Below are 23653 nucleotides of genomic sequence, written 5' to 3' on the forward strand. Positions count from 1 at the left end.
TGACTTGCTCGTCGGTAAATCGCTTCTTCATCGAGTTCTCCTTGCCTCTAGGATAAAAGAGAACTCACTTGCCGAATGGCTACAAGAAACGTCTCAGGTCAACGTCGTCAAAATATCCTGTCCCTGGTCACTCAGTGGCACAACGTGATCCTTGCCTGCTTTCATTCGAATACCGGGGATCGTCCAACGCTCAGTGTCGAAGTCGATTTCACTCCACGTTGCGTCAATGAACTCGCTCTTCCGTACCCCCGTCAGCAAAATAAGCCGTAGAGCCAAACGCAGAGTTGGCATCGTCGCCACACGGTCCAACGCAGTCAGAAACGTACGGATTTCAACCGGTGATAGAGCACGCTCACGTGGCTCAAACGTAGCAATGGTACTAGCGCGAATTGCCTCGGCTGGATTATCTACGGTCAGCCCGCTACCTCGCGCATGGTTGAATACCGCAAGCACGATATCGCGAACATGAACGGCAACAGCCGGACCACGCTTTTCTTTGGTTTCGTCGCACAAGCGCTTAAGACGCTGTGGAGTCACCTCCTCCAGCTTCAGCTTTCCCAGTTCCGGCTCAATAACACGCCGATAGGTGGCACGGCGCAATGCCAAGGTACTTTCGGCTAATTGCTCCGCCCCACTCTTGGGGTCGCCTTTATGCTTAAAGTAGGTCTCCGCCCACCCAGCGAAATTGGCCGCACCGGCTGCCGAAACACGTTTCTCGACCTTAGCTCGCGATGGCGATATGCCTCGTTCCACATCGCGCCTCGCGCGGTCAAGCAATTGACGCGCTTCTCGCAGCGACATCGAGATACCGTATTCGAGCGCCTCATGCTCTCGCGTTTGCTGGCGTGCGAGGTCGGCGTCGTACCGACCGATAGCCAGCGTTTCACGCCTTCCGTTCAGTCGGTAGTCGTATCGAAAAGAAATCGTACCCGTCGTCAGAACCACGGCATACATGCCATCGCGGTCTGTCACTTTAAACGCCTTGTCCCCGGGTTTGAGGGAGTTCAGCTCACGATCAGTTAGCAATTCAGCCTCCGGTCAGGTTCCCAGCCGATACCGTCAGACCCGTCTGACGGTATCATCATAGGATTTTCCGACCGCCTCATACAGTACCGTCACCTGTACCGGCAAAGCGACTGAAATTGGGTGATATCAGCTAAGACCGGGTGACTACGAAAATCTCTCTAAGTTTTTGTTTTATTGAGATTTTTGATGCTGCATGAAACAGTGTGAGGCTATGCTAGATCATTCCCACTCAATCGTCGCCGGCGGCTTCCCCGAGATGTCGTACACGACCCGGTTGATCCCGCGCACCTCGTTGATGATCCGGTTCGACGCGCGGCCCAGCAGCGCGTACGGCAGATGCGCCCAGTGCGCGGTCATGAAGTCGGTCGTCTGCACCGCGCGCAGCGACGTCACGTAGTCGTACGTGCGGCCGTCGCCCATCACGCCCACCGACTTCACCGGCAGGAACACCGCGAATGCCTGGCTCGTCAGGTCGTACCAGCTCTTGCCGACGTCGCCCTCGCCGCACAGGCCGGCGGCCGCATCCTGCGCGGTCGCGGTCGTGTTGCGCAGTTCCTCGATGAAGATCGCGTCCGCGCGGCGCAGCAGGTCCGCGAATTCGCGCTTCACTTCGCCGAGAATCCGCACGCCGAGGCCCGGGCCCGGGAACGGATGGCGGTACACCATCTCCGGCGGCAGGCCGAGCGCGACGCCCAGCTCGCGCACCTCGTCCTTGAACAGGTCGCGCAGCGGTTCGAGCAGCTTCAGGCCGAGCGTTTCCGGCAGGCCGCCGACGTTGTGGTGGCTCTTGATCGTCGTCGCCTTCTTGGTCTTCGTGCCGCCCGATTCGACCACGTCCGGATAGATCGTGCCCTGCGCGAGCCACTTCGCCTTCGCCAGCTTCTTCGCCTCGGCCTGGAACACCTCGACGAACTCGCGGCCGATGATCTTGCGCTTCGCTTCCGGATCGGTCACGCCGGCCAGGTGGCCGAGGAACTGGTCGGACGCGTCGACGTGCACGACCTTCGCGTGCAGGCGGCCCTCGAACATGTCGAGCACCATCTTGCCTTCGTTCAGGCGCAGCAGGCCGTGGTCGACGAACACGCAGGTGAGCTGGTCGCCGATCGCGCGATGGATCAGCGCGGCCGCGACACTCGAGTCGACCCCGCCCGACAGGCCGAGAATCACTTCCTCGTCACCAACCTGCTCGCGGATCTTCGCGACGGCTTCCTCGATGTGGTTGCTCATGATCCAGTCGGGCTTCGCACCGGCGATCTGCAGCACGAAGCGTTCGATGATCTGGCGGCCCTTCACCGTGTGCGTGACTTCCGGGTGGAACTGCACCGCGTAATAGCCGCGCGCCTCGTCGGCCATGCCGGCGATCGGGCAGCTCGGCGTCGACGCCATCAGCACGAAGCCCGGCGGCAGCTCGGCAACCTTGTCGCCGTGGCTCATCCAGACCTTCAGCATCCCGTGGCCTTCGGACGTCGTGAAATCCTCGATGCCGTCGAGCAGGCGCGTATGGCCGTGCGCGCGCATTTCCGCGTAACCGAATTCGCGATGGTCGCTCCACTCGACCTTGCCGCCGAGCTGCACGGCCATCGTCTGCATGCCGTAGCAAATGCCGAGCACCGGCACGCCGAGATCCCACACGGCCTGCGGCGCGCGCAGCTGGTGGTCTTCGTACGTGCTCGCGTGGCTGCCCGACAGGATCACCGCCTTCGGCGCGAACTCGCGGACGAAGTCGTCGGACACATCGTTCGGATGGATTTCGCAGTAGACATGCGCTTCGCGCACACGTCGCGCAATCAGTTGGGTGACTTGCGAACCGAAGTCGAGAATCAGGATTTTGTCGTGCATGGCTGCGGACGGGAAGAAGAGAAAAAGAAAAGCAGCGCATCATTTGCATCATGCGCTGCGTCAATAGCATGGACAGCGGCGTCGGGCGGAAGGCGGCTCGCGCGACGCATGGCCGGTCAATCCTGCATCGGCGGGCGCTCGTCGAGTGCGACGGTGCCTGACGACGAGCCGGATGCGGCCGGCGACGGTGCGGCGGCCGCCGCGGGACGGCTGACGACGGGTTCGGCGCGCGGCGCCCCGGACGAGGCGGCCGTCGCCATCGCGGGCTCGGCCGGACGCGCCGCCGGCGCGCGCGCCTCGAGCGCCTGCGCCTTTTCGCGCCGGCGCACGGCCGAAGCGAGCCGCACGCCGCCGAGGCCGAGCACGATCAGCGCGACGCCGGCCACGGCCGACAGCACCCTGCCGGCGGCCGCGAGCGCCGGGCCGCTGCCGGTGCCGATCGACCAGACGATCGTCAGCGCGCCGGTCAGCCAGTACACGTGGCCGACCGACCGCGCGACGGGCGCCGTGAGATCGCCGTTGAACGCTGCATGAAACGCAAGCCACGCGAGCCCGAGCAACGCGATGCCGAACGCCTGGCCGAGCATCGCCGGCTGGACGTTCGCGAGCTGCAGCGCGTTGAAGAGCGACTGCCAGGGCGTCAGCACGAACAGCACGCCGAACGCCAGCAGCAGCACAGCGTCGACGATCAGCACGGCTCGCAGCAGCGGTTTCATCGCGATCAGTCCACGTGGTAGTTCGGCGCTTCCTTCGTGATCTGCACGTCGTGCACGTGCGACTCGCGCATGCCCGCGGCAGTGATCTGGACGAATTCGGCCTTGTCGTGCAGCTCGTCGATCGTGCGGCAGCCGCAGTAGCCCATGCTGGCGCGCACGCCGCCGACCAGTTGGAACAGGATCGCGTTGACCGAGCCCTTGTACGCGACGCGGCCTTCGATGCCTTCCGGCACGAGCTTGTCGATGTTCGCCGAGTTGTCCTGGAAGTAGCGGTCTGCCGCGCCGTCCTTCATCGCACCGACCGAGCCCATGCCGCGATACGACTTGTACTGGCGGCCCTGGTACAGGAACACGTCGCCCGGCGCCTCTTCGGTGCCCGCGAACATGCTGCCCATCATCACCGCGTTCGCGCCGGCCGCAAGGGCCTTCGACACGTCGCCCGAGAAGCGCACGCCGCCGTCGGCGATGCACGGCACGCCCGTGCCCTTCAGCGCTTCCGCGACGTTCGCGATCGCGCTGATCTGCGGCACGCCGACACCCGCGACGATACGCGTCGTGCAGATCGAGCCCGGGCCGATACCGACCTTGACCGCGTCCGCGCCGTATTCGACGAGCGCCTTCGCGGCGGAGGCCGTCGCGATGTTGCCGCCGATCACCTCGACGTGCGGGAAATTCTGCTTGACCCAGCGGACCCGCTCGAGCACGCCCTTGCTGTGGCCGTGCGCGGTGTCGACGACGATCACGTCGACGCCGGCCTGCACGAGCAGCTCGACGCGCTCTTCGTTGTCGGGGCCGACGCCGACCGCCGCGCCTGCGCGCAGCTTGCCGTGTTCGTCCTTGCAGGCGTCCGGGTGCTCGGTCTGCTTCGTGATGTCCTTGACGGTCATCAGGCCGCGCAGTTCGAACGCGTCGTTGACGACCAGCACGCGTTCGAGACGGTGGCTGTGCATCAGCGCCTTCGCTTCGGCGAGCGGCGTGCCTTCCTTGACCGTGACGAGGCGCTCGCGCGGCGTCATGATCGACTTGACCGGCTCGTCGAGACGCGTTTCGAAACGCAGGTCGCGGTTCGTGACGATGCCGACGAGCTGCGGGCCCTCGACGACCGGGAAGCCCGAAATGCCATGCTGGCGCGACAGCGCGATCACGTCGCGCACCTTCATCTGCGGCGGCACCGTGATCGGATCGCGGACGACGCCCGATTCGAAGCGCTTGACCTTCGCGACCTCGCGAGCCTGCTCGGCCGGCGTGAGGTTCTTGTGGACGATGCCGACCCCGCCCTGCTGCGCCATCGCGATCGCGAGGCGACCTTCGGTGACCGTATCCATGGCGGCGGACACGAGCGGCATGTTCAGGGAGATGTTGCGGGTCAGCTTGGTCTTGAGGCTGGTGTCGCGCGGGAGAACGTCGGAGAAGGCGGGTACGAGGAGCACGTCATCGAAAGTGAGTGCTTTTTGGATCAGACGCATGGCAAATCCTATGGGCGCAAAAGCGAATTATACGCGAAGCGCTGCGAATTTTCACAACACGAACAACGGCTTAGCCGTTTTCGGGCCGACGGGGGCCGAATCGTTCGGATTGCCGTTCGGTTCGGTTTCGATCGCCTTTCGTTTCACCGCCGCATCGAACCATTCGCGCAACGGGCCGCGATACGGCAGGCTCGCCTGTTGCAGACAGCCCACGCGACGCCGGGCAAACCGGCGCACGGCCGGTATTGCCGGCCGCCGCGTGGGCTGCGTCAGCCTCATGGTCATCGCGCCCCACATGCCGGCAAACGCCGAGAACGCGCGGCCGGCGCCATGCCGCCGAAGTCGCCCACCCACCGTGCCGCGCGCGCCCTTTTCGCGTCGAGCGGCACGCGACCAGCCATGCGTCGCGCGTCCTGTAGTGAGACGAATCGTCATGCCGGCCACCTCCTTCCAAAGGATGTCCGGGCACCGCATACGAGGCCGTGCGGGTGGTGCTAGATTAGGGTCGGACATCGGCCGCAGGGAGTGACAAGAGTGGCGGAATTCGGATGGATTCGCTGATCACGGCGGCCGCGCGCGCGCTCGCGGCCGGTGACGCGCTCGGCGCACTGAACCGTGTCGCGTTGCGCGACGATGCGCCGGCGCTCGCGCTACGCGGCATCGCGATGGCGCAGCTCGGCGATTTCGAACGGGCGCGCGCGCTCGTACGCGACGCGGCGCGCGCCTTCGGCGCGAAGGAAGCGGTAGCGCGTGCGCGCTGCGTCGTCGCGGAAGCCGAGATCGCGCTCGCATCGCGCGACCTTCGCTGGCCGGCACACGCGCTCGATGCGGCCTGCGCGACGCTCGACGCACACGGCGATCGCGCGAACGCAGCACATGCGCGCTATCTCGGCGTACGCCGGCTGCTGCTGACCGGCCGCCTCGACGAGGCCGAGCAGTTGCTCGCCAATCTCGACCCCGCACCGCTGCCCGCCGCATCACGCGCCACCCACGCACTGATCGCGGCCGGCATCGCGATGCGCCGCATCCGTACGCGCGCGGCCCGCGAAGCGCTCGCCCGGGCGCGCGCGGCCGCCCGCGACGCCGGCATCGCCGCGCTGACGGCCGAGGTCGACACGGCGGCGCGCGTGCTCGACGCACCCGCCGCGCAACTCGTCGTGCGCGGCACGTCGCGGCTCGTGCAGCTCGACGAAGTCGAGACGCTGTTCGCGTCGAACACGCTCGTCGTCGATGCATGCCGCCACACGGTGCGCGATGCCCGCACGACCGTGTCGCTCGCGCGTCGGCCCGTGCTGTTCATGCTCGCCCGCGCGCTCGGCGAGGCATGGCCGGCCGACGTGTCGCGCAATGCGCTCGTTGCTGCCGCGTTCCGCGCGAAACATGCCGACGCCTCGCATCGTGCGCGCCTGCGCGTCGAGATCGGCCGGCTGCGCGCGGTGTTGCGGCCGCTCGCGAACATTGTCGCGACGCCGCGCGGCTTTGCGCTCGAACCGCTCGGCGTACGCGAAACCGTCGTCCTCGCACGGCCGGCCGACGATCGCCACGCGGCCATGCTTGCGCTCCTCGCCGACGGCGAAGCATGGTCGAGTTCCGCGCTGGCGCTCGCGCTCGGCACGAGCCAGCGCACCGCACAGCGCGCGCTCGACGCGCTCGCCGGGGCGGGCAAGGTGCAGGCGCTCGGCCGCGGCCGAGCGCGCCGCTGGACGACGCCGCCGCTGCCCGGATTCGCGACGACCTTGTTACTCCCCGCTCCGCTGCCGGACGATTAGGATGACGTCACCGATCGACGACGAGGTGACGAACATGAAACGCTCACATGCAGACATCATTCGCGAATATGGCCCGTTTCCGGGTGTCGACGGCGTGCACGGCGTCACGTTCGACGGGCGGCACGTGTGGTACGCGTCCGGCGACAAGCTGAACGCGCTCGACCCGGAGCGCGGCACGACCGTCCGCTCGCTCGACGTCGCCGCGCACGCGGGCACCGCGTTCGACGGCCGCCACCTGTTCCAGATCGTCGAGGATCGCATCGAGAAGATCGATCCCGAATCGGGCCGCGTGCTCGCGACGATCCCGGCCCCCGGCGGCGGCGGCAACTCGGGGCTCGCGTGGGCCGAAGGCACGCTGTGGGTCGGCCAGTACCGCGAACGCAAGATTCATCAGGTGGATCCGCAATCGGGCGCGGTGCTGCGCACGATCGAATCGAACCGCTTCGTCACCGGCGTGACGTGGGTCGACGGCGAGCTGTGGCACGGCACCTGGGAAGCCGACCAGAGCACGTTGCGCCATGTCGACCCGCTCACCGGCCAGGTGCTGGAACAGGTCGACATGCCGCCCGGCGTCGGCGTATCGGGGCTCGAATCCGACGGCCGCGACCGTTTCTACTGCGGCGGCGGCAACAGCGGCAAGCTGCGCGCCGTGCGGCGCCCGGCACGCGCATCGGGCGACGGCGCCGACGCAACGCCCGGTCAGGCGGACGATCGCCCCGCCGCGGATCGCAGCCGTACCTGGCCGTGACCGCAGAGGCATCTCGCGGTACCGCCGCCTCGTCGCCCCAGGCCCCGCCCCGAGTGCAGGAATGAACAAGACGACGCCCGGCCGGCGTCGCTAGGATGTGCGCTCGTCAGTCACGTGTTCGGAGCGGTCGATGCAGCGCGGTGTGGTTTATGGAGTCCTGGCAGGCGCCCTGTGGGGCATGGTGTTTCTCGTTCCGCGGCTGCTGACCGACTTCTCGCCGCTGCTGCTGAGCGCCGGCCGCTACGCGATGTACGGCCTCGTGTCGCTCGCGGCCGCGCTGCCGGCCGCCCGTTCGCTGCTCGCGCGGCTGACCCGCGACGATCTCGTCGCCCTCGTGAAGCTCGCCGTCGTCGGCAACGTGGCGTACTACATGCTGCTGTCCGGCGCCGTGCACCTGATCGGCATCGCGCCCAGCTCGCTGATCGTCGGCGTGCTGCCCGTCACGGTCACGCTCGCGGGCCTCGGCGATCACGGTGCCGTACCGCTGCGGCGCCTCGCCGCGCCGCTCGCGCTGGTGATCGCGGGCATCGTCTGCATCAACGTCGACCTGTTCACGTCCGAGGCCGCGCATGCGACGACGCTCGGCGAGAAGCTCGCGGGCATCGGGTGCGCGGCGGGCGCGCTCGCAAGCTGGACCTGGTATGCGATCGCGAACGCCCGCTATCTGCAGCGCCATCATCGTTTCGGCGGCAACGAGTGGTCGGTGCTGTGGGGCGTCGTGACCGGCCTGATCGGCGGGCTCGTCTGGATCGCGATCCTCGCGCTGCCGGCCGGCACGGTGCAGGCGGCCGTCCCGGCGGCGCGCTGGCACCTGTTCTGGCTGCTGAACCTCGTGCTCGCGATCGGTGCGTCATGGCTCGGCAACGGGCTGTGGAATGCCGCGTCGAAGCGGCTGCCGCTGACGCTGTCGGGCCAGCTGATCGTGTTCGAGACCGTTTTCGCGATGCTTTACGCGTTCGCGTACGACCGGCGGATGCCGCATGCGCTCGAGATCGCCGCGCTCGTGCTGCTGCTCGCGGGGGTATACGGCTCGGTGCGCCGGCACGGCGACATGCCCTCGGGCGGCAATACGCCGGACGCGACGCCCGGCGCGAACGCCGCGGCGCACTGAGCGTCGCCGCATCTGGTCAGACGAATCGACGTGAAAGGCGCGTCAGCGCGCGTCCTTGTGCATCCACTTGCGGCCCTCGATGGAGCCGTCGCGGCGCGACTTGTCGACGCGCCGCTGGCGCGCGAGCTTCGGATCGACGATCAACGGACGGTAGATCTCGACACGGTCGTGGTCGGCGAGCAACGCGTCGAGCGGCGCAAGCTTGCCGTACACGCCGGTCTTTGCGGTCGCGAGGTCGATTTCCGGGTGCAGCGCGAGCACGCCGCTCGCGTCGATCGCCGCGCGAACGGTCGCCCCGTCGGGCAGCGACAGCGGAATCAGCGTCTGGCGATCCGGCAGCGCATAGCAGACTTCGATCGACAGCATCGCGTCAGCCCTTCCCGTAGCGCTGGTCGGCGCGTTTCACGAACGAATCGACGAACGTGTTCGCGATGTGGTTGAACACGGGGCCGATGATCTTCTCGAGCAGGATGCTCGAAAATTCGTAGTGCAGCGAAAATTCGATCTTGCAGGCGTCGGCACGCAGCGCGGTGAAGCGCCACGAACCCGTGAACTTCTTGAACGGGCCGTCCGCGAACTCCATGTCGATCCGCACCGGGCGCTGCTGCGAGTTGCGCGTCGCGAAATGCTGCTTGATGCCCTTGAAGCTGATGTCGATGCGCGCTTCCATCCCGCTCTCGTCCTGACGGCGGATCTCGACGCCGCCGCACCAGGGCAGGAAATTGGGGTAGTCGGCCACATCGGTGACGAGGTCGAACATCTGTTCCGCCGAATGACGGATCAATACGGTTTTCTGGACATCTGCCATAAATCGCGCGGCATCGCTCTAGGTGAGAACGCAAGCCGGGCGATTCCCGCCCCGCTTTGCTAAAATCGTGATTTTAAACGAGTTGGCCCGATCCTTTCATGAGCATCATCGACAACAGGAAAGCGCACTTCGATTATCACATCGAGGAACGCTACGAGGCGGGGCTCGTGCTCGAGGGCTGGGAAGTCAAGGCGCTGCGCGCCGGGCGCGGCCAGATCAAGGAAGGCTACGTCGTCGTGAAGAACGCCGAGATCTTCCTGATCGGTACCCATATCAGCCCGCTGCCCGAAGCCTCGACGCACATCAAGCCCGACCCGGTACGCACGCGCAAGCTGCTGCTGCACCGCGAGGAAATCAAGAAGCTGATCGGCAAGGTCGAGCAGCGCGGTTACACGCTCGTGCCGCTGAACTTCCACTACAAGGGCGGTCGCGTGAAATGCGACATCGCGCTCGCGAAGGGCAAGAAGCTGCACGACAAGCGCGAAACCGAGAAGAAGCGCGACTGGGAACGCGAAAAGGCGCGCATCATGCGCGCCGGCACCTGACACGCACCGCGCGCGTCACAAACGACACGGCCCGCTCGAAGCGGGCCGTATTGCGTTGTACGGGCAAAGCGTGGATGCCGGCCACCCGGCTTTAACCGGGGCCGCGGCCGGCACGCAATCGCCCGCTTCGGCCGGCGACAGGCATGGCCCGAGCCTCTCCCACGCCCCGGCCGCGCGACGATTCGCCGCAGGCCGATCGCGCGCCGCGCAGGCCCGCCGCACCTGGCGGGTGCGGCTCAGGCCTTCCCGCCGGCGGCCGACCCCGCGTTTTTGACGATCGTCAGCGCCGACGAGATCGCGGTGCCGAGATCCGACAGGTTCGACGGCACGATCAGCGTATTGCCCTGCTTCGCGAGATTCGAGAACGCGCCGACATATTGCTCGGCGACCTTCAGGTTCACCGCATCCATCCCGCCCTGCGACTGGATCGCCTGCGCGATCTTCTGGATCGCCTGCGCGTTCGCCTCGGCCACCGCCAGAATCGCGGCTGCCTGGCCCTGCGCCTGGTTGATCGCGGCCTGCCGCTCGCCTTCGGATTTCTGGATCGCCGCCTCGCGCGCACCCGACGCGAGGTTGATCTGTTCCTGCTTGCGGCCTTCCGACGCGGCGATCAGCGCGCGCTTTTCACGCTCGGCGGTGATCTGCGCCTGCATCGCGTGCAGGATTTCCTTCGGCGGCGTGAGATCCTTGATTTCGTAGCGCAGGACCTTCACGCCCCAGTTCGCCGCGGCCTGATCGAGCGCCGACACGATGTTGTGGTTGATGAAGTCGCGCTCCTCGAACGTCTTGTCGAGCTCGAGCTTGCCGACCACCGAACGCAACGTCGTTTGCGCGAGCTGCGTGATCGCGAGCACGAAGTTGCTCGATCCGTACGACGCCTTCATCGGATCGGTCACCTGGAAGTACAGCACGCCGTCGACCTGCAGCTGCGTGTTGTCGCGCGTGATACAGACCTGGCTCGGCACGTCGAGCGGAATTTCCTTCAGCACGTGCCGGTAGGCGATGCGATCGACGAACGGCAGCACGATGTTCAGCCCCGGCGACAGCGTCGCGTGATAGCGCCCGAAGCGTTCGAGCACCCACGCGTGCTGTTGCGGCACGATCTTCACCGTCTTCGACACGATCACGATCGCGATGACGAGCAGGACAACCCAGATGATCAGCGAATCCATGAAATATTCCCTCCTTGTTGTACCGGCAGGCGGTCAGCCCGCGGGTTTCGCCACGACCACGAGACAATTGCCGCGTACGGCGCTTACCTGATACACATGCGCATCGGTACGCTCGCCGTTCGCGAGCTCGACGTCCCAGTCGGCGCCGCGATACTGCACGCGGGCGCGGCCGTCACGCCATGCATCGACCGTGACGGTCGAGCCGATATCGAGATTGACGTCGGGATTCGTCGACGTGTCGCGCTTCTGCTTGCGGCCGAGCCCCGAACGCCGCAGCACGATCATCGCGACGATCGCGACCGCGGCCGCCGCGCCGAACTGCACGTGCGGCGCGAATCCGGCCAGCTGCAGCAGGCCGCCCGCGAGAAAGCCGAGCGCGATCATCAGCAGGTAGAACGTGCCCGTGAGCAACTCGGCCACGACCAGCACGCCTACCGCGACCCACCAGAACAGATGCCCCGACATCATTGTGGTCTCCAGAAAAACGTCGCTCACGCTCGCTGCTTCGCATGAGGCCGGAGTACGCGCCGAAGCGCGGCTCCGGATCGACATGTTCGTCGCGCCGAGGGGGCGGTCGACCCGCCTGGATCGGCCCGACGCGTACCGACAAACAAAAACACCCCGGTGCTACCGGGGTGTTTATAGCATGAAGCTTGCATTTTGCCTTCAGCGAAAGCGCGGTGCCACCGCCCTTTCGCCGAGGATGCGTTACCGGACGTTACTTCCGGTTCGCGAGCGCCTGCCACGTATCGATGATCGTGTCGGGGTTCAGCGAGATCGACACGATGCCTTCGTCGGTCAGCCACTGCGCGAAGTCCGGGTGATCGGACGGGCCCTGGCCGCAGATGCCGACGTACTTGCCCATCCTGCGGCAGGTGTCGATCGCACGCTTCAGCAGGAACTTGACGGCCGGGTCGCGCTCGTCGAAGTCGACGGCCAGCAGTTCCATGCCCGAATCGCGGTCGAGGCCGAGCGTGAGCTGCGTGAGGTCGTTCGAGCCGATCGAGAAACCGTCGAAGAACTGCAGGAAATCTTCGGCGAGGATCGCGTTGGTCGGGACTTCACACATCATCACGAGGCGCAGGCCGTTTTCGCCGCGCTTCAGGCCGAACTTCTCGAGCAGGCCGACGACACGTTCCGCCTGCTTCACGGTCCGCACGAACGGCACCATGATCTCGACGTTGGTCAGGCCCATTTCGTCGCGCACGCGCTTCAGTGCACGGCACTCCATCTCGAATGCCTGCGCGAAGTCTTCGGCGATGTAGCGCGACGCGCCGCGGAAGCCCAGCATCGGGTTTTCCTCGTCCGGCTCGTAACGCGAACCGCCGATCAGCTTCTTGTACTCGTTCGACTTGAAGTCGGACAGACGCACGATCACGGGCTTCGGATAGAACGCCGCCGCGATCGTCGCGACACCTTCCGTCAGCTTGTCGACGTAGAACTGACGCGGCGACGCATGGCCGCGCGCGACGCTCTCGACGGCCTTCTTCAGGTCCTGGTCGATGTTCGGGTACTCGAGGATCGCCTTCGGGTGAACGCCGATGTTGTTGTTGATGATGAACTCGAGACGCGCGAGACCCACGCCGCCGTTCGGCAGTTGCGAGAAGTCGAACGCGAGCTGCGGGTTGCCGACGTTCATCATGATCTTGACCGGGATTTCCGGCAGTTCGCCGCGCTGCACTTCCGTGACTTCCGTCTCGAGCAGGCCGTCGTAGATCTTGCCTTCGTCGCCTTCCGCGCACGACACGGTGACGAGCGCGCCGTCCTTCAGGATGTCGGTCGCATCGCCGCAGCCGACCACCGCCGGCACGCCGAGCTCACGCGCGATGATCGCCGCGTGGCAGGTTCGTCCGCCACGGTTCGTGACGATCGCGGCCGCACGCTTCATTACCGGCTCCCAGTTCGGGTCGGTCATGTCGGCCACCAGCACGTCGCCCGGCTGCACACGTTCCATTTCCGACGGATCCTGGATCACGCGCACGGGGCCCGCACCGATCTTCTGGCCGATCGCGCGGCCCGTCGCCAGCACCTGCGACTGGCCCTTCAGCTTGAAGCGCTGCTCGGCCTTGCCGGTTGCCTGGCTCTTCACGGTTTCCGGGCGCGCCTGCAGGATGAAGATCTTGCCGTCGCGGCCGTCCTTGCCCCACTCGATGTCCATCGGACGCTGGTAGTGCTTCTCGATGATGACCGCGTACTTCGCCAGCTCGATCACGTCTTCGTCGGTGATCGAGTAGCGGTTGCGCTGTTCGTGCGATACGTCGACCGTCTTCACGCGGCCCGGCTCGCCCGGCTGCGTGAACTCCATCTTGATCAGCTTCGAGCCGATCGAGCGGCGGATGATCGGGTATTTGTCCTGAGCGAGCGTCGTCTTGAACACATAGAACTCGTCCGGGTTCACCGCGCCCTGCACGACCGTTTCACCCAAGCCGTAGCTCGACGTGATGAACACGGCGTCCTTGAAGCCCGATTCGGTGTCGATCGTGAACATCACGCCGGCTGCGCCGACGTCCGAGCGGACCATGCGCTGCACGCCGGCCGACAGCGCGACCTCGGCGTGCGTGAAGCCCTTGTGCACGCGATACGAGATCGCGCGGTCGTTATACAGCGACGCGAACACGTGCTTCATGCGGTCGAGCACGTCCTCGATGCCGACGACGTTCAGGTACGACTCCTGCTGGCCGGCGAACGATGCGTCGGGCAGGTCTTCCGCGGTCGCGGACGAACGCACGGCGAACGACAGCTCGCTCGGCGAACCGTTCTTCAGGACTTCGAACTGCGCGCGGATTTCCTGCTCGAGGCGGGCCTGCATCGGCGCGTCGACGATCCACTTGCGGATTTCGGCACCGGCTTCCGCGAGCGCCTTCACGTCGTCGATGTCGAGCGACTCGAGACGCTTGGCGATACGATCGGTCAGGTCGTTGTGCTTGAGGAAATCGCGGAACGCGAGCGCGGTCGTGGCGAAACCGGTGGGTACGCGAACGCCTGCCTCGGAAAGCTGGCTGATCATCTCGCCGAGCGACGCATTCTTGCCGCCCACGATCTCCACATCGGTCATCCGCAACTGCTCGAACGGAATTACATACGCCTGGTCCTTTGCGACGTTTGCTGCGTTAGTCATACAAGCCCCTAAGTGTGAAAAAAATGCTCGATCGCGCAAGTGGGCTCGAACGCGGGCGCTTGCAAAAAAGCGCGGCGCGTCTTGCGCAACCTGTTAGATAAACACTCGCAGCGGCGAAAAATATTCCGACCCGATTTGCAAAAATCCCGGCAGAAGGGCGATAGTTGCAGCCATATCGCCAAACTTGCCGGGAATTTTCGAATCGGGCGGCGCAGCCGGGGGCGCCGTTCGCGCCCTACCCCCGCAATTGCTTATCCAACAGGTTGCCGCTATTCTACCGTGCCGGCTGCCGGATGTGGCGCGACCTTGTCACTGCGCCTGGAGGCGAACCTCCAGCCGCCCGCGCAACCGCCCTTCACGTTCGACGCCCAGATTCATGCTGCCTACCGTATTCATCGTCTCCGACGGCACCGGGATCACTGCCGAAACCTTCGCGCACTCGATCCTCTCCCAGTTCGACCAGAAATTCCGTCTCGTGCGCGTGCCGTTCGTCGACTCGCTCGACAAGGCCTACGCGACCGTCGAAAAGATCAACGAGGCCGCCGTGCACGACGGCCGCCGAGCGATCGTGTTCACGACGCTCGTCGACAGCGAATCGAACGACATCGTCAAGCGTTCGAACGCGCTCGTGCTCGACATGTTCCAGCGCTTCGTCGAGCCGCTCGAGCAGGAACTGGAGCTCAAGTCGAGTCACGCGATGGGTCGCGGCCACCAGAACGCGGACACCGAGGAATACAAGACCCGGATCGAGGCGATCAACTTCTCGCTCGCGCACGACGACGGCCAGTCGAACCGCAACCTGTCGGAAGCCGACGTGATCCTCGTCGGCGTGTCGCGCAGCGGCAAGACGCCGACGAGCCTGTATCTCGCGATGCAGTACGGCGTGAAAGCCGCGAACTACCCGCTGATTCCGGAAGACTTCGAGCGCGGCAAGCTGCCGTCGGCACTCGCCGCGCACCGCGAGAAGCTGTTCGGGCTGTCGATCGACCCGCAGCGCCTGTCGGAGATCCGCAACGAGCGCCGGCCGGGCAGCAAGTATGCGGCGCCCGAGAACTGCCGCTACGAGATCAACGAGGCCGAGGCGATGATGCGCCGCGAGGGGATCAAGTGGCTGTCGTCGACGCACAAGTCGATCGAGGAAATCGCGACGACCATCCTGCAGGAAATCCGTCTCGACCGGCAGTCGTACTGAGCGCCGGCGGCCGCGCGGCCGCCGCTGCAAACGCAAAGGCCGCGTTCATGAACGCGGCCTTTTTTCGTCGTACCCGGAGTGCGCGTCCGGCCGTCACCCGCGCCGTTGCTGGCGCACCTGCTCGAACAGGCAGACCGCCGCCGCCGCCGCGACGTTCAGCGACTCCATCCCGCCCGGCTGCGGAATCGTCACGCGATGCGTGGCCACCTCGCGCCAGTATGCCGACACACCCGCCCCCTCGTTGCCGAACACCCACGCCACAGGGCCCGACAGGTCGCACTCGTAAAGCGCCTGCGCGCCGTGCGAATCGGTCAGTGCAACCGGTACGTCGAGACGCTCGGCGAGCGCGGCGGCTTCGACGTCCTCGTGGATCGACAACAGGAAATGTGCGCCCATGCCCGAGCGAAGCACCTTCGACGACCAGGCGCACGCAGTGCCCGGCGCACAGAACACGTGGCGCACGCCCGCGGCCGCCGCGCTGCGCAGGATCGAGCCGACGTTGCCGGCATCCTGCACGCCGTCGAGCACGACCGACGTATGCGCGACGCGCGCCGGCAGCGGCTGCGCGGGCCGGTCGACGAGCAGCAGGAAGCCGACGCCGCTGACGACGTTCGACAACTGCCCGAACAGCGCGTCGGGCAGCGTGACGACCCGCTGCGCGTCGATGCGCGCGACGATCGCCTGCGCCTCGGCGTGGCCGAGCGCCCCTTCGGTCGCGACACACAGCTCCGGCATTGCGCCCGTATCGAGGTACGCGCTCGCGAGATGGAATCCTTCGAGCAGCGCCTGGCCGCTGCGGCGCTGATGCGACGTGGAGCCCGCGAGCGCCTTCAGGCGCTTGTACAGCGGGTTGTCGCGAGAGGTGATGCTTTTCATCGAATCAGATCAAGTGCGGCGCGAACCGGTGCGAACGAGCGACGGTGCGCTTCGCACGGCCCGTGCTCGCGCAGCGCGGCAAGGTGTTTCGCGGTGCCGTAGCCCGCATGCACGTTGAAGCCGTACACCGGGAAACGTTCATGCAGGTCGACGAGCATGCGGTCGCGCGTGACCTTCGCGAGGATCGACGCGGCCGAGATGCTCGGCACGAGTGCGTCGCCGCTGACGATCGCCTCGGCGCGCACCGTCAGCGTCGGGCAGCGGTTGCCGTCGATCTGCGCGAGCGTCGGCAAGACCGACAGGCCCTCGACGGCCCGCTTCATCGCGAGCATCGTCGCATGCAGGATGTTCAGCGTATCGATTTCGTCGACGCTCGCCGACGCGACGCAGTACGCGCGCGAACGCGCGACGATCAGGTCGTACAGTGCGTCGCGCTTCTTCGCGGACAGCGCCTTCGAATCGTCGAGGCCGTCGATCGGCTGCGCCGGATCGAGGATCACCGCGGCGGCCACTACCGGACCCGCGAGCGGGCCGCGGCCCGCCTCGTCGACCCCGCAGACGATCTCGTCTGGCCGGCTGAAGTCGAGGCCGCCCTGCATGTCGCTCGACGCACGGCGGCGTGGTGTGCGTGCCGCCGTCATACGCGCCTCTTGCGTTGTTCGAGCACGCGCACGACCGCTTCGGCCGCCTTCACGGCCGTGTTCTGCCGCAGCGAAAGGTGCATTTCGGTAAAGACGTCGGTCAGCGTGCGGCGGTTCGCGTCGTCGCGCAGCTGCGTGAGCGTCGCATCGGCGAGCGCCTCGGGCGTCGCGAAATGCTGCAGCAGCTCGGGCACGACGAAACGCCCCGCGAGGATGTTCGGCAAGCCGACATACGGCAGGTAGCCCTGCCGGCGCATGATCTGCCCGGTCAGCCAGGGCACCTTGTACGAGATCACCATCGGCTTCTTCAGCAGCGCGGCTTCCAGCGTCACCGTGCCGCTCTTCACGAGGATCGCGTCGGCCGCCGTCATCGCGACCTGCGAACGACCGTCGGTGATCGTCAGCGCGAGCTGCGGATGCGCGTCGACGAGCGGCCGCAGCAGCTCGCGCAGCGCGGGCGTCGCCGCCGGCATCACGAACCGCACGCCGGGCTCGCGTTGCTGCATCAGCGCCATCGCCGCGAAGAAGGTCGGGCCGATCAACCCGATTTCCGAGCGCCGGCTGCCCGGCAGCACCGCGATCACGGGGCCGTCGGCCGGCAGTCCCAGCGCGATGCGTGCGCCGTGCGTATCGGGTTCGAGCGGGATCTCGTCGGCCAGCGGATGGCCGACGTAGGTCGACGCGACGCCCGCCTTGTCGAGAAGCGCCGGCTCGAACGGGAACAGGCACAGCATGTGGTCGACGGACTTGGCGATCTTCTTGATCCGGCCGCCGCGCCACGCCCAGATGGACGGGCACACGAAGTGGATCGACGGGATGCCCGCGTCGCGCGCGGCCTGCTCGACGTTGAAGTTGAAGTCGGGCGCGTCGACGCCGATGAAGGCGTCCGGCCGCTCGGCGAGCAACTGGCGCTTCAGCTCGCCGCGAATCCGCAGGATCTCGGGAATCTGGCCCAGCGCCTCGACATAGCCGCGCACGGTCAGCTTGTCCATCTGCCAGTGCGAATCGAAGCCCTGCGCGATCATGCGCTGCCCGCCGATCCCGTAGTACTGGGCCGCTTCGGGCAGCCGCTCGCGCAGCCCGCCGAGCAGCGACGCCGCGAGCAGGTCGCCCGACGGTTCGCCCGCCACCATCGCGAGCCGGAGCTGATTGGTCGGAAGCGGCATCGCTTAGCGGATGATGCCGCGTTGCGACGCGTCGATGAACTCGACGAGCGCCTTCACGGGCACGTCGCCCTCGCCGCCCGCCACCGCCAGCTCGCGCAACTGCGCTTTCGCTTCCTCGAGCGACAGGCCGTTCTTGTACAGCAGGCGATACGCGCTGCGCAGCGCGGAGATCGCGTCGGGCGAGAAGCCGCGCCGGCGCAACCCTTCGACGTTGATCCCGTGCGGCTCGGCCTTGTTGCCGGCCGCGATCACGAACGGCGGCACGTCCTGCACGAGCGCCGATGCGCCGCCCAGCATCGAGTGCGCACCGATGCGCACGAACTGGTGAACGCCCGACATCCCGCCGACGATCGCCCAGTCGCCGATCTCGACGTGGCCGGCCATCTGCGCGTTGCTCGACAGGATCACGTGGCTGCCGACGCGGCAGTCATGACCGATGTGCACATAGGCCATGATCCAGTTGTCGTCGCCGAGCGTCGTCACGCCGCCATCCTGCACGGTACCCGTGTGGATCGTCGTGAATTCGCGGATCGTGTTGCGGCTGCCGATCACGAGCCGCGTCGGCTCGTCCTTGTACTTCATGTCCTGCGGACGGCCGCCGACCGACGCGTAATGGCCGATGCGGTTGTCCTCGCCGAGCGTCGTATGGCCTTCGATCACGCTGTGCGAGCCGATCGTCGTACGCGCGCCGATCGTGACGTGCGGACCGACGATCGCGTACGGACCGATCTCGACCGATTCGTCGATCTGCGCGCCCGGTTCGACAATCGCGGTGGGATGAATCCTGGTCATGCGCCGTTGCCTCTCGATGTGATGTGTCGCGTTGCGTTGCCTGTGCGTGCCGCGCCGCTCAGGGCGCCACGTCGGTCGTCTTGACCGTGCACATCAGTTCGGCTTCCGCCGCCACCTTGCCGTCCACTTCCGCCACCGCCTTGAACTTCCAGATGCCGCGGATGTAGCGTTCGAACGTCACGTTCAGAATCAGTTGGTCGCCCGGCTCGACCGGGCGCTTGAAGCGTGCGCCGTCGATCCCGACGAAGTAGTACAGCGTATTCTCAGGGTCCTTCGGCTGCTCTTCCGAGAAGGTCAGCAGCGCCGCGGCCTGCGCGAGCGCCTCGAGGATCAGCACGCCCGGCATCACCGGCCGCTTCGGGAAATGTCCCTGGAAGAACGGCTCGTTGATCGACACGTTCTTCAGCGCTTTGATTCCCTTGTGCGGTTCGAGTTCGAGCACGCGATCGACGAGCAGAATCGGGTAGCGATGCGGCAGCAGCGTGAGGATCTTGTGGATGTCGAGATTGATTTTTTCAGTGCTCATGATGGTTCGTCTCACGCAAATGCTGCGCGGTGGTGATGCAAAGGCTGAAGCGGGCCGCCATGCGGCCCAGTCTGGCAAACCGGGCCGGTTGCGCTGGCCGTGCCCGGTTCGAGGTCTCGCATGATGCGCTCAGGCTTGCGTGCCGCCCTGGGCGGCGAGCGCGGCTTCGAGCGCCTTGATGCGGTCGCGCAGCTTGTCGAGGTTGCGCACGAGCGCAGCGCTCTTGTTCCACTCGCCGTGGTCGACGGCCGGGAACGCGCTGGTATAGATGCCGGCTTTCGGCAGCGATTTCGATACGCCCGACTTCGCGGTGATGATGACGTAGTCGCCGAGCGTCACGTGGCCGGCGATCCCGGCCGCGCCGCCGATCATGCAGTGGCGGCCGATCGTCGTGCTGCCCGCGATGCCCGCGCTGCCGGCGATCACCGTGTAGGCGCCGATCCGGCAGTTGTGGCCGATCTGGACCTGGTTGTCGATCTTCACGCATGCCTCGATGACGGTGTCCGCCATCGCGCCGCGATCGATCGTCGTGTTCGCGCCGATCTCGACGTCCGGGCCGATCGTTACGCCGCCGACCTGCGGGATCTTGACCCAGCTGCCGGTGCGCGACTCGCCGTCGCCGACGAAATCCGGCGCGAAGCCGAAGCCGTCGGAGCCGATCACGGCGCCCGCGTGGATGATCGCGCGCGGGCCGATCTTGCAGCCGTGGTACACCGATGCGTTCGGATACAGGTGCGAGCCCGCGCCGACCGTCGTACCGCGGCCGACGAACACGTTCGCGTCGAGTTGCACGCCGTCTTCGATCACCGCGCCGGCCTCGACCGTCACGTGCGGACCGATCACCGCGCTCGCGGCGACCTGGGCGGCCGGATCGATCGTCGCGCTCGGATGCACGCCCGCCGCGCGCGGCGGCGCGGCCAGATCGATGAACATCTGCGCGACGCGCGCGAAGTACGCGTAGGGATTCGGCGTCACGATGAAGCCGCGCGGGCCGTCAGGCCGGCCGATCGCGGCCGCGCCCAGCTTTTCGAGATCCTTCGGCGCGATCAGCACCGCGCCGGCGCGGGTCGACTCGACCTGCGACAGGTACTTCGGATTCGCGAGGAACGCGAGCTGCTGCGGGCCTGCCTGGTCGAGCGGTGCGAGCCCGCCGACCGTGCACTGTGCGTCGCCGGCGATCTCGCCGCCGAACCGCTTTACGAGTTCCTCAAGCGTCAATGCCATTCGTCGTCTGCTCCGTTCAGTTCGTCGAGCCGGACGCGAGCGCCTTGAGCACCTTGTCGGTGATGTCGATGCGCGGGCTGACGTACACGGCTTCCTGCACGATCAGGTCGTAATTCTGCTGCTCGGCGATCTGCTTGATGACCTTGTTCGCCTTCTCGAGCACGGCCGCCAGTTCCTCGTTGCGACGCTGGTTCAGGTCTTCGCGGAACTCGCGCTGCTTGCGCTGGAAGTCGGTATCGAGCTGGGCGAGATCGCGCTGCTTCTGCGCGCGGTCGGCCGCCGACAGCGACGCGCCGTTCTTGTCCAGCGAATCGGACATCGATTTCAGCCGCGCTGCCAGGTCCTGCAGATCCTTGTCACGCTTCGCGAACTCGGCTTCGAGCTTCGTCTGCGCCGCCTTCGCGGGCGCTGACTCGCGCAGGATCCGATCCGAATTGACCGCCGCGATGCGGGCGACGTCCTGTGCGTGCACCGTCGCCGCGCCCAGGGCCAGCGCAACGGTCAGCGCGCACATCACTCGTTTCGAAAACTTACCGGTTAGCAAAATTACCCTCTCGTTGCTGTTGTCATGCGTTCCGTCAGAACGCCGTCCCGATCTGGAACTGGAATTTCTGGTACTGGTCGCCCTCGTGCTTCTGCAGCGGGAAACCGAGGCTGAGCTTCAGTGGGCCGATCGGCGAGATCCACGCAAGACCCACACCGTAGCCGTACCGCAGGCCGTTGGCGCCCGTACTCGTGCCGCCCGGCGCGTTACCCCACACGTTACCGCCGTCGAGGAACGTGAACACGCGCAGCGTCCGGTCGTAGCCGGTGCCCGGCAGCGGGAACGTCAGTTCGATGTTGCCAACGACCATCTTCGAGCCGCCGATCGGGTCGTTCGTCTTCGTGTCGCGCGGGCCCAGCGAGCTCGGCTCGTAGCCCCGCACGGAGCCGATACCGCCCGCGTAGTAGTTCTTGAAGATCGGGTACGGGTTGCCGATACCGTTGCCGTAGCCGCCCTGCAGGTTCATGCCCAGGATGAAGCCGCGCGAGAACGAGTAGTAGTACTGGGCCTGCAGGTCGGCCTTGTAGTACTGGATCTTGCCGACCGGCACGCCGTACTCCATGTTCGCCTGCGTGAAGTAGCCGCGGCTCGGAATCAGCGCGCTGTCACGTGCGTCGCGCGACCACGCGACCGTCAGCGGCACCGTGTTCGACACACGGCCGAACTCGGTCACGTAATCCTGGTAGCTCTGCGGCGTGTTCGTATCGACGTCGAGGCGGTTCTGCTCCAGGCCCGCGCCGAAATAGACGGTGTCGACTTCCGAGAACGGGATGCCGAACTTCAGGTTGCCGCCGGCGCTGATGATCCGGAAGCTCGAGTTGGTCGAATAGTAGAGCGGCTGGTACGTGCGGTAGTAGACGTCCGTGATCCGCTTGATGCCGTCGACCGTGAAATACGGATCGACCTGCGTGACGGTCAGCGTGCGGTAGCTCTTTGCGGTGTTGACGTTCACCGACAGGCTCGTACCCGAACCGAACACGTTGTCCTGCGACACGCCGGCCGACAGCACGACCTTGTCCGTCGACGAGAAGCCCGCGCCCAGCGTAATTGCGCCGGTCGGCTTTTCGTCGACCTTCACGTTCACGTCGACCTGGTCGTTCGTGCCTTCGACCGGCACCGTCGTCACGTCGACGTTGGTGAAGTAGCCGAGGCGGTTCACGCGATCCTTCGACAGCGCGAGGCGGTTCGAATCGAACCACGAGCTTTCGAGCTGGCGCATTTCGCGGCGCACCACTTCATCGCGCGTGCGCGTGTTGCCGACGACGTTGATACGGCGCACGTACACGCGGCGGCTCGGATCGACGACGAGGTTCAGGTTCACCTTGTGGTTCGCCTGGTCGATGTCCGGCTGCGCGTTGACGGTCGCGAACGCATAGCCGTATTCGCCGAGCTTGTCGACGATCGACTTCGTGGTCTGCTGCAGCTTTTCGGCCGAGAAGCGGTCGCCCGCCTTGATCTTGACCAGCTTGTTGAGTTCGGCCTCGCGATCGAGCAGGTTGCCCGACAGCTTGATGCCCGACACCGTGTACGGCTCGCCTTCGTGCAGCGTGACCGTCAGGTACATGTCCTTCTTGTCGGGCGAGATCGACACCTGGGTCGACTCGATGTTGAACTCGAGATAGCCGCGGTTCAGGTAGTACGAGCGCACGGCCTCGAGGTCGCCCGTCAGCTTTTCCTTCGAGTACAGGTCGTTCTTCGTGTACCACGAGAACCAGTTCGGCGTCGACAGCTGCATCTCGTCACGCAGCTTGCTGGTGCTGAATGCCTTGTTGCCGATGAAGTTGATCTGGCGGATCTTCGCGCTCGGGCCTTCGGCCACCGCGAACAGGATCGACACGCGGTTCGCGTCGACCGGCGTGATCGTCGTCTTGACCTCGGCCGCATAGAAGCCGCGCGTCAGGTACTGGCGCTTGAGTTCCTGCTCCGCCTTGTCGACGAGCGCCTTGTCGTAGTAGCGACCGTCGGCTAGACCGACCGCGCGCAGCGCCTTCGTCAGGTTGTCCTTGTCGAACTCCTTCGTGCCGGTGAAGTCGATCGACGCGATGGCCGGCCGCTCCTGCACCTGCACGATCACGACATTGCCCTGCGTGGCAATGCGCACGTCGTTGAAAAAGCCCGTCGCGTACAGCGCGCGGATTGCTTCGGATGCCTTGTCGTCCGTGAAGGTATCGCCCTGCTTGATCGGCAGATAGGCGAACACCGACCCCGCTTCGACGCGCTGCAGCCCCTCGATCTTGATGTCTTGCACCACGAACGGTGCCGCTGCATGCGCCGCGAGGCCGTGCGCGGCGAGCGCGGCCGCTGCAACTGTCTTAGGTACAAAGCGATGAGGTTTGAACAACATGCATCCCCAATATTTAGCTGCATCAAATCA

The 23653-nt window shown here is 66.0% G+C and carries 23 protein-coding genes; 5 read left to right on the forward strand and 18 right to left on the reverse strand.

Annotation, left to right across the window (positions count from 1 at the left end; genetic code table 11):
* Nucleotides 1-93: 93 nt before the first annotated feature.
* The 5 genes from GQ57_RS27435 to GQ57_RS42125 form a co-directional block, all read right to left on the reverse strand.
* Nucleotides 94-1026, reverse strand: coding sequence for a tyrosine-type recombinase/integrase (locus GQ57_RS27435; RefSeq protein WP_081896783.1), 933 nt, complete (start codon nt 1024-1026; stop codon nt 94-96).
* A gap of 219 nt (nt 1027-1245) precedes the next feature.
* Nucleotides 1246-2865 (reverse strand): glutamine-hydrolyzing GMP synthase, encoded by a 1620-nt coding sequence (gene guaA, locus GQ57_RS27440; protein WP_031399345.1) that lies wholly within the window; start codon nt 2863-2865, stop codon nt 1246-1248.
* 116 nt (nt 2866-2981) lie between these two features.
* Nucleotides 2982-3581: a hypothetical protein gene (locus tag GQ57_RS27445; RefSeq protein ID WP_031399346.1), complete on the reverse strand. Its 600-nt coding sequence runs from the start codon at nt 3579-3581 to the stop codon at nt 2982-2984.
* Nucleotides 3582-3586: 5 nt separating this feature from the next.
* On the reverse strand, nt 3587-5047 hold the full coding sequence (gene guaB / locus GQ57_RS27450; protein WP_031399347.1) for an IMP dehydrogenase: 1461 nt from the start codon (nt 5045-5047) through the stop codon (nt 3587-3589).
* 51 nt (nt 5048-5098) lie between these two features.
* Nucleotides 5099-5482 (reverse strand): hypothetical protein, encoded by a 384-nt coding sequence (locus GQ57_RS42125; protein WP_152603364.1) that lies wholly within the window; start codon nt 5480-5482, stop codon nt 5099-5101.
* A gap of 113 nt (nt 5483-5595) precedes the next feature.
* Here GQ57_RS42125 and GQ57_RS27455 point away from each other — a divergent pair, with 113 nt between their 5' ends.
* The 3 genes from GQ57_RS27455 (at nt 5596) to GQ57_RS27465 (ending at nt 8675) form a co-directional block, all read left to right on the forward strand.
* Nucleotides 5596-6816: a hypothetical protein gene (locus GQ57_RS27455; protein ID WP_031399348.1), complete on the forward strand. Its 1221-nt coding sequence runs from the start codon at nt 5596-5598 to the stop codon at nt 6814-6816.
* Between the two features lie 34 nt (nt 6817-6850).
* A complete protein-coding gene (locus tag GQ57_RS27460; protein ID WP_052001502.1) occupies nt 6851-7564 on the forward strand; it encodes a Vgb family protein in 714 nt (237 codons plus the stop codon).
* 130 nt (nt 7565-7694) lie between these two features.
* Nucleotides 7695-8675, forward strand: a complete 981-nt coding sequence (locus GQ57_RS27465) for a DMT family transporter (protein WP_034199549.1) — start codon at nt 7695-7697, stop codon at nt 8673-8675.
* A 42-nt stretch (nt 8676-8717) separates the two neighbouring features.
* Here the strand turns inward: GQ57_RS27465 and GQ57_RS27470 are convergent, their stop codons facing one another.
* Together GQ57_RS27470 and GQ57_RS27475 are read right to left on the reverse strand one after the other, a co-directional pair.
* Nucleotides 8718-9041 carry an RnfH family protein gene (locus tag GQ57_RS27470; protein WP_031399351.1) on the reverse strand — a complete coding sequence of 108 codons (324 nt, stop codon included), beginning with the start codon at nt 9039-9041 and terminating at the stop codon, nt 8718-8720.
* A gap of 4 nt (nt 9042-9045) precedes the next feature.
* Nucleotides 9046-9483 (reverse strand): type II toxin-antitoxin system RatA family toxin, encoded by a 438-nt coding sequence (locus tag GQ57_RS27475; protein WP_031399352.1) that lies wholly within the window; start codon nt 9481-9483, stop codon nt 9046-9048.
* 98 nt (nt 9484-9581) lie between these two features.
* On the opposite strand from GQ57_RS27475, the gene smpB reads away from it, so the two are divergent.
* Complete coding sequence (smpB, locus tag GQ57_RS27480) at nt 9582-10028, forward strand: SsrA-binding protein SmpB (RefSeq protein ID WP_006478511.1); 447 nt, start codon at nt 9582-9584, stop codon at nt 10026-10028.
* 236 nt (nt 10029-10264) lie between these two features.
* Here the strand turns inward: smpB and GQ57_RS27485 are convergent, their stop codons facing one another.
* The 3 genes from GQ57_RS27485 to ppsA all read right to left on the reverse strand — a co-directional run bounded on the left by GQ57_RS27485 (nt 10265) and on the right by ppsA (nt 14318).
* Nucleotides 10265-11200: an SPFH domain-containing protein gene (locus tag GQ57_RS27485; protein ID WP_031399353.1), complete on the reverse strand. Its 936-nt coding sequence runs from the start codon at nt 11198-11200 to the stop codon at nt 10265-10267.
* Nucleotides 11201-11233: 33 nt separating this feature from the next.
* Nucleotides 11234-11668, reverse strand: coding sequence for an NfeD family protein (locus GQ57_RS27490; RefSeq protein WP_031399354.1), 435 nt, complete (start codon nt 11666-11668; stop codon nt 11234-11236).
* Nucleotides 11669-11918: 250 nt separating this feature from the next.
* Nucleotides 11919-14318, reverse strand: a complete 2400-nt coding sequence (ppsA, locus tag GQ57_RS27495) for a phosphoenolpyruvate synthase (protein ID WP_031399355.1) — start codon at nt 14316-14318, stop codon at nt 11919-11921.
* Nucleotides 14319-14694: 376 nt separating this feature from the next.
* Between ppsA and ppsR the strand changes: the two genes are divergently transcribed.
* Entirely contained in the window at nt 14695-15510 is an 816-nt protein-coding gene (gene ppsR, locus GQ57_RS27500) for a posphoenolpyruvate synthetase regulatory kinase/phosphorylase PpsR (protein WP_031399356.1), read from the forward strand.
* A gap of 93 nt (nt 15511-15603) precedes the next feature.
* Here the strand turns inward: ppsR and GQ57_RS27505 are convergent, their stop codons facing one another.
* From GQ57_RS27505 to bamA, 8 genes are all read right to left on the reverse strand, one after another.
* A complete protein-coding gene (locus GQ57_RS27505) occupies nt 15604-16386 on the reverse strand; it encodes a TrmH family RNA methyltransferase (RefSeq protein ID WP_034199550.1) in 783 nt (260 codons plus the stop codon).
* Complete coding sequence (rnhB, locus tag GQ57_RS27510; protein WP_031399358.1) at nt 16383-17027, reverse strand: ribonuclease HII; 645 nt, start codon at nt 17025-17027, stop codon at nt 16383-16385. The genes GQ57_RS27505 and rnhB overlap by 4 nt, the downstream gene beginning before the upstream one ends.
* Entirely contained in the window at nt 17024-18193 is a 1170-nt protein-coding gene (lpxB, locus tag GQ57_RS27515; RefSeq protein ID WP_031399359.1) for a lipid-A-disaccharide synthase, read from the reverse strand. Before lpxB ends, rnhB begins: the two co-directional genes overlap by 4 nt.
* A 3-nt stretch (nt 18194-18196) precedes the next feature.
* On the reverse strand, nt 18197-18985 hold the full coding sequence (lpxA, locus tag GQ57_RS27520; protein ID WP_031399360.1) for an acyl-ACP--UDP-N-acetylglucosamine O-acyltransferase: 789 nt from the start codon (nt 18983-18985) through the stop codon (nt 18197-18199).
* Between the two features lie 58 nt (nt 18986-19043).
* Nucleotides 19044-19511, reverse strand: coding sequence for a 3-hydroxyacyl-ACP dehydratase FabZ (gene fabZ / locus GQ57_RS27525; protein ID WP_021159112.1), 468 nt, complete (start codon nt 19509-19511; stop codon nt 19044-19046).
* A gap of 129 nt (nt 19512-19640) precedes the next feature.
* Nucleotides 19641-20735 (reverse strand): UDP-3-O-(3-hydroxymyristoyl)glucosamine N-acyltransferase, encoded by a 1095-nt coding sequence (lpxD, locus tag GQ57_RS27530; protein ID WP_034199551.1) that lies wholly within the window; start codon nt 20733-20735, stop codon nt 19641-19643.
* A 16-nt stretch (nt 20736-20751) separates the two neighbouring features.
* Nucleotides 20752-21249 (reverse strand): OmpH family outer membrane protein, encoded by a 498-nt coding sequence (locus tag GQ57_RS27535; RefSeq protein ID WP_011549544.1) that lies wholly within the window; start codon nt 21247-21249, stop codon nt 20752-20754.
* A 64-nt stretch (nt 21250-21313) separates the two neighbouring features.
* Complete coding sequence (bamA, locus tag GQ57_RS27540) at nt 21314-23623, reverse strand: outer membrane protein assembly factor BamA (protein WP_034199552.1); 2310 nt, start codon at nt 23621-23623, stop codon at nt 21314-21316.
* Nucleotides 23624-23653 lie beyond the last annotated feature (30 nt).

Origin of the sequence: Burkholderia sp. MSh2 (assembly GCF_000731655.1) — a bacterium.
Lineage (GTDB): Bacteria > Pseudomonadota > Gammaproteobacteria > Burkholderiales > Burkholderiaceae > Burkholderia > Burkholderia paludis.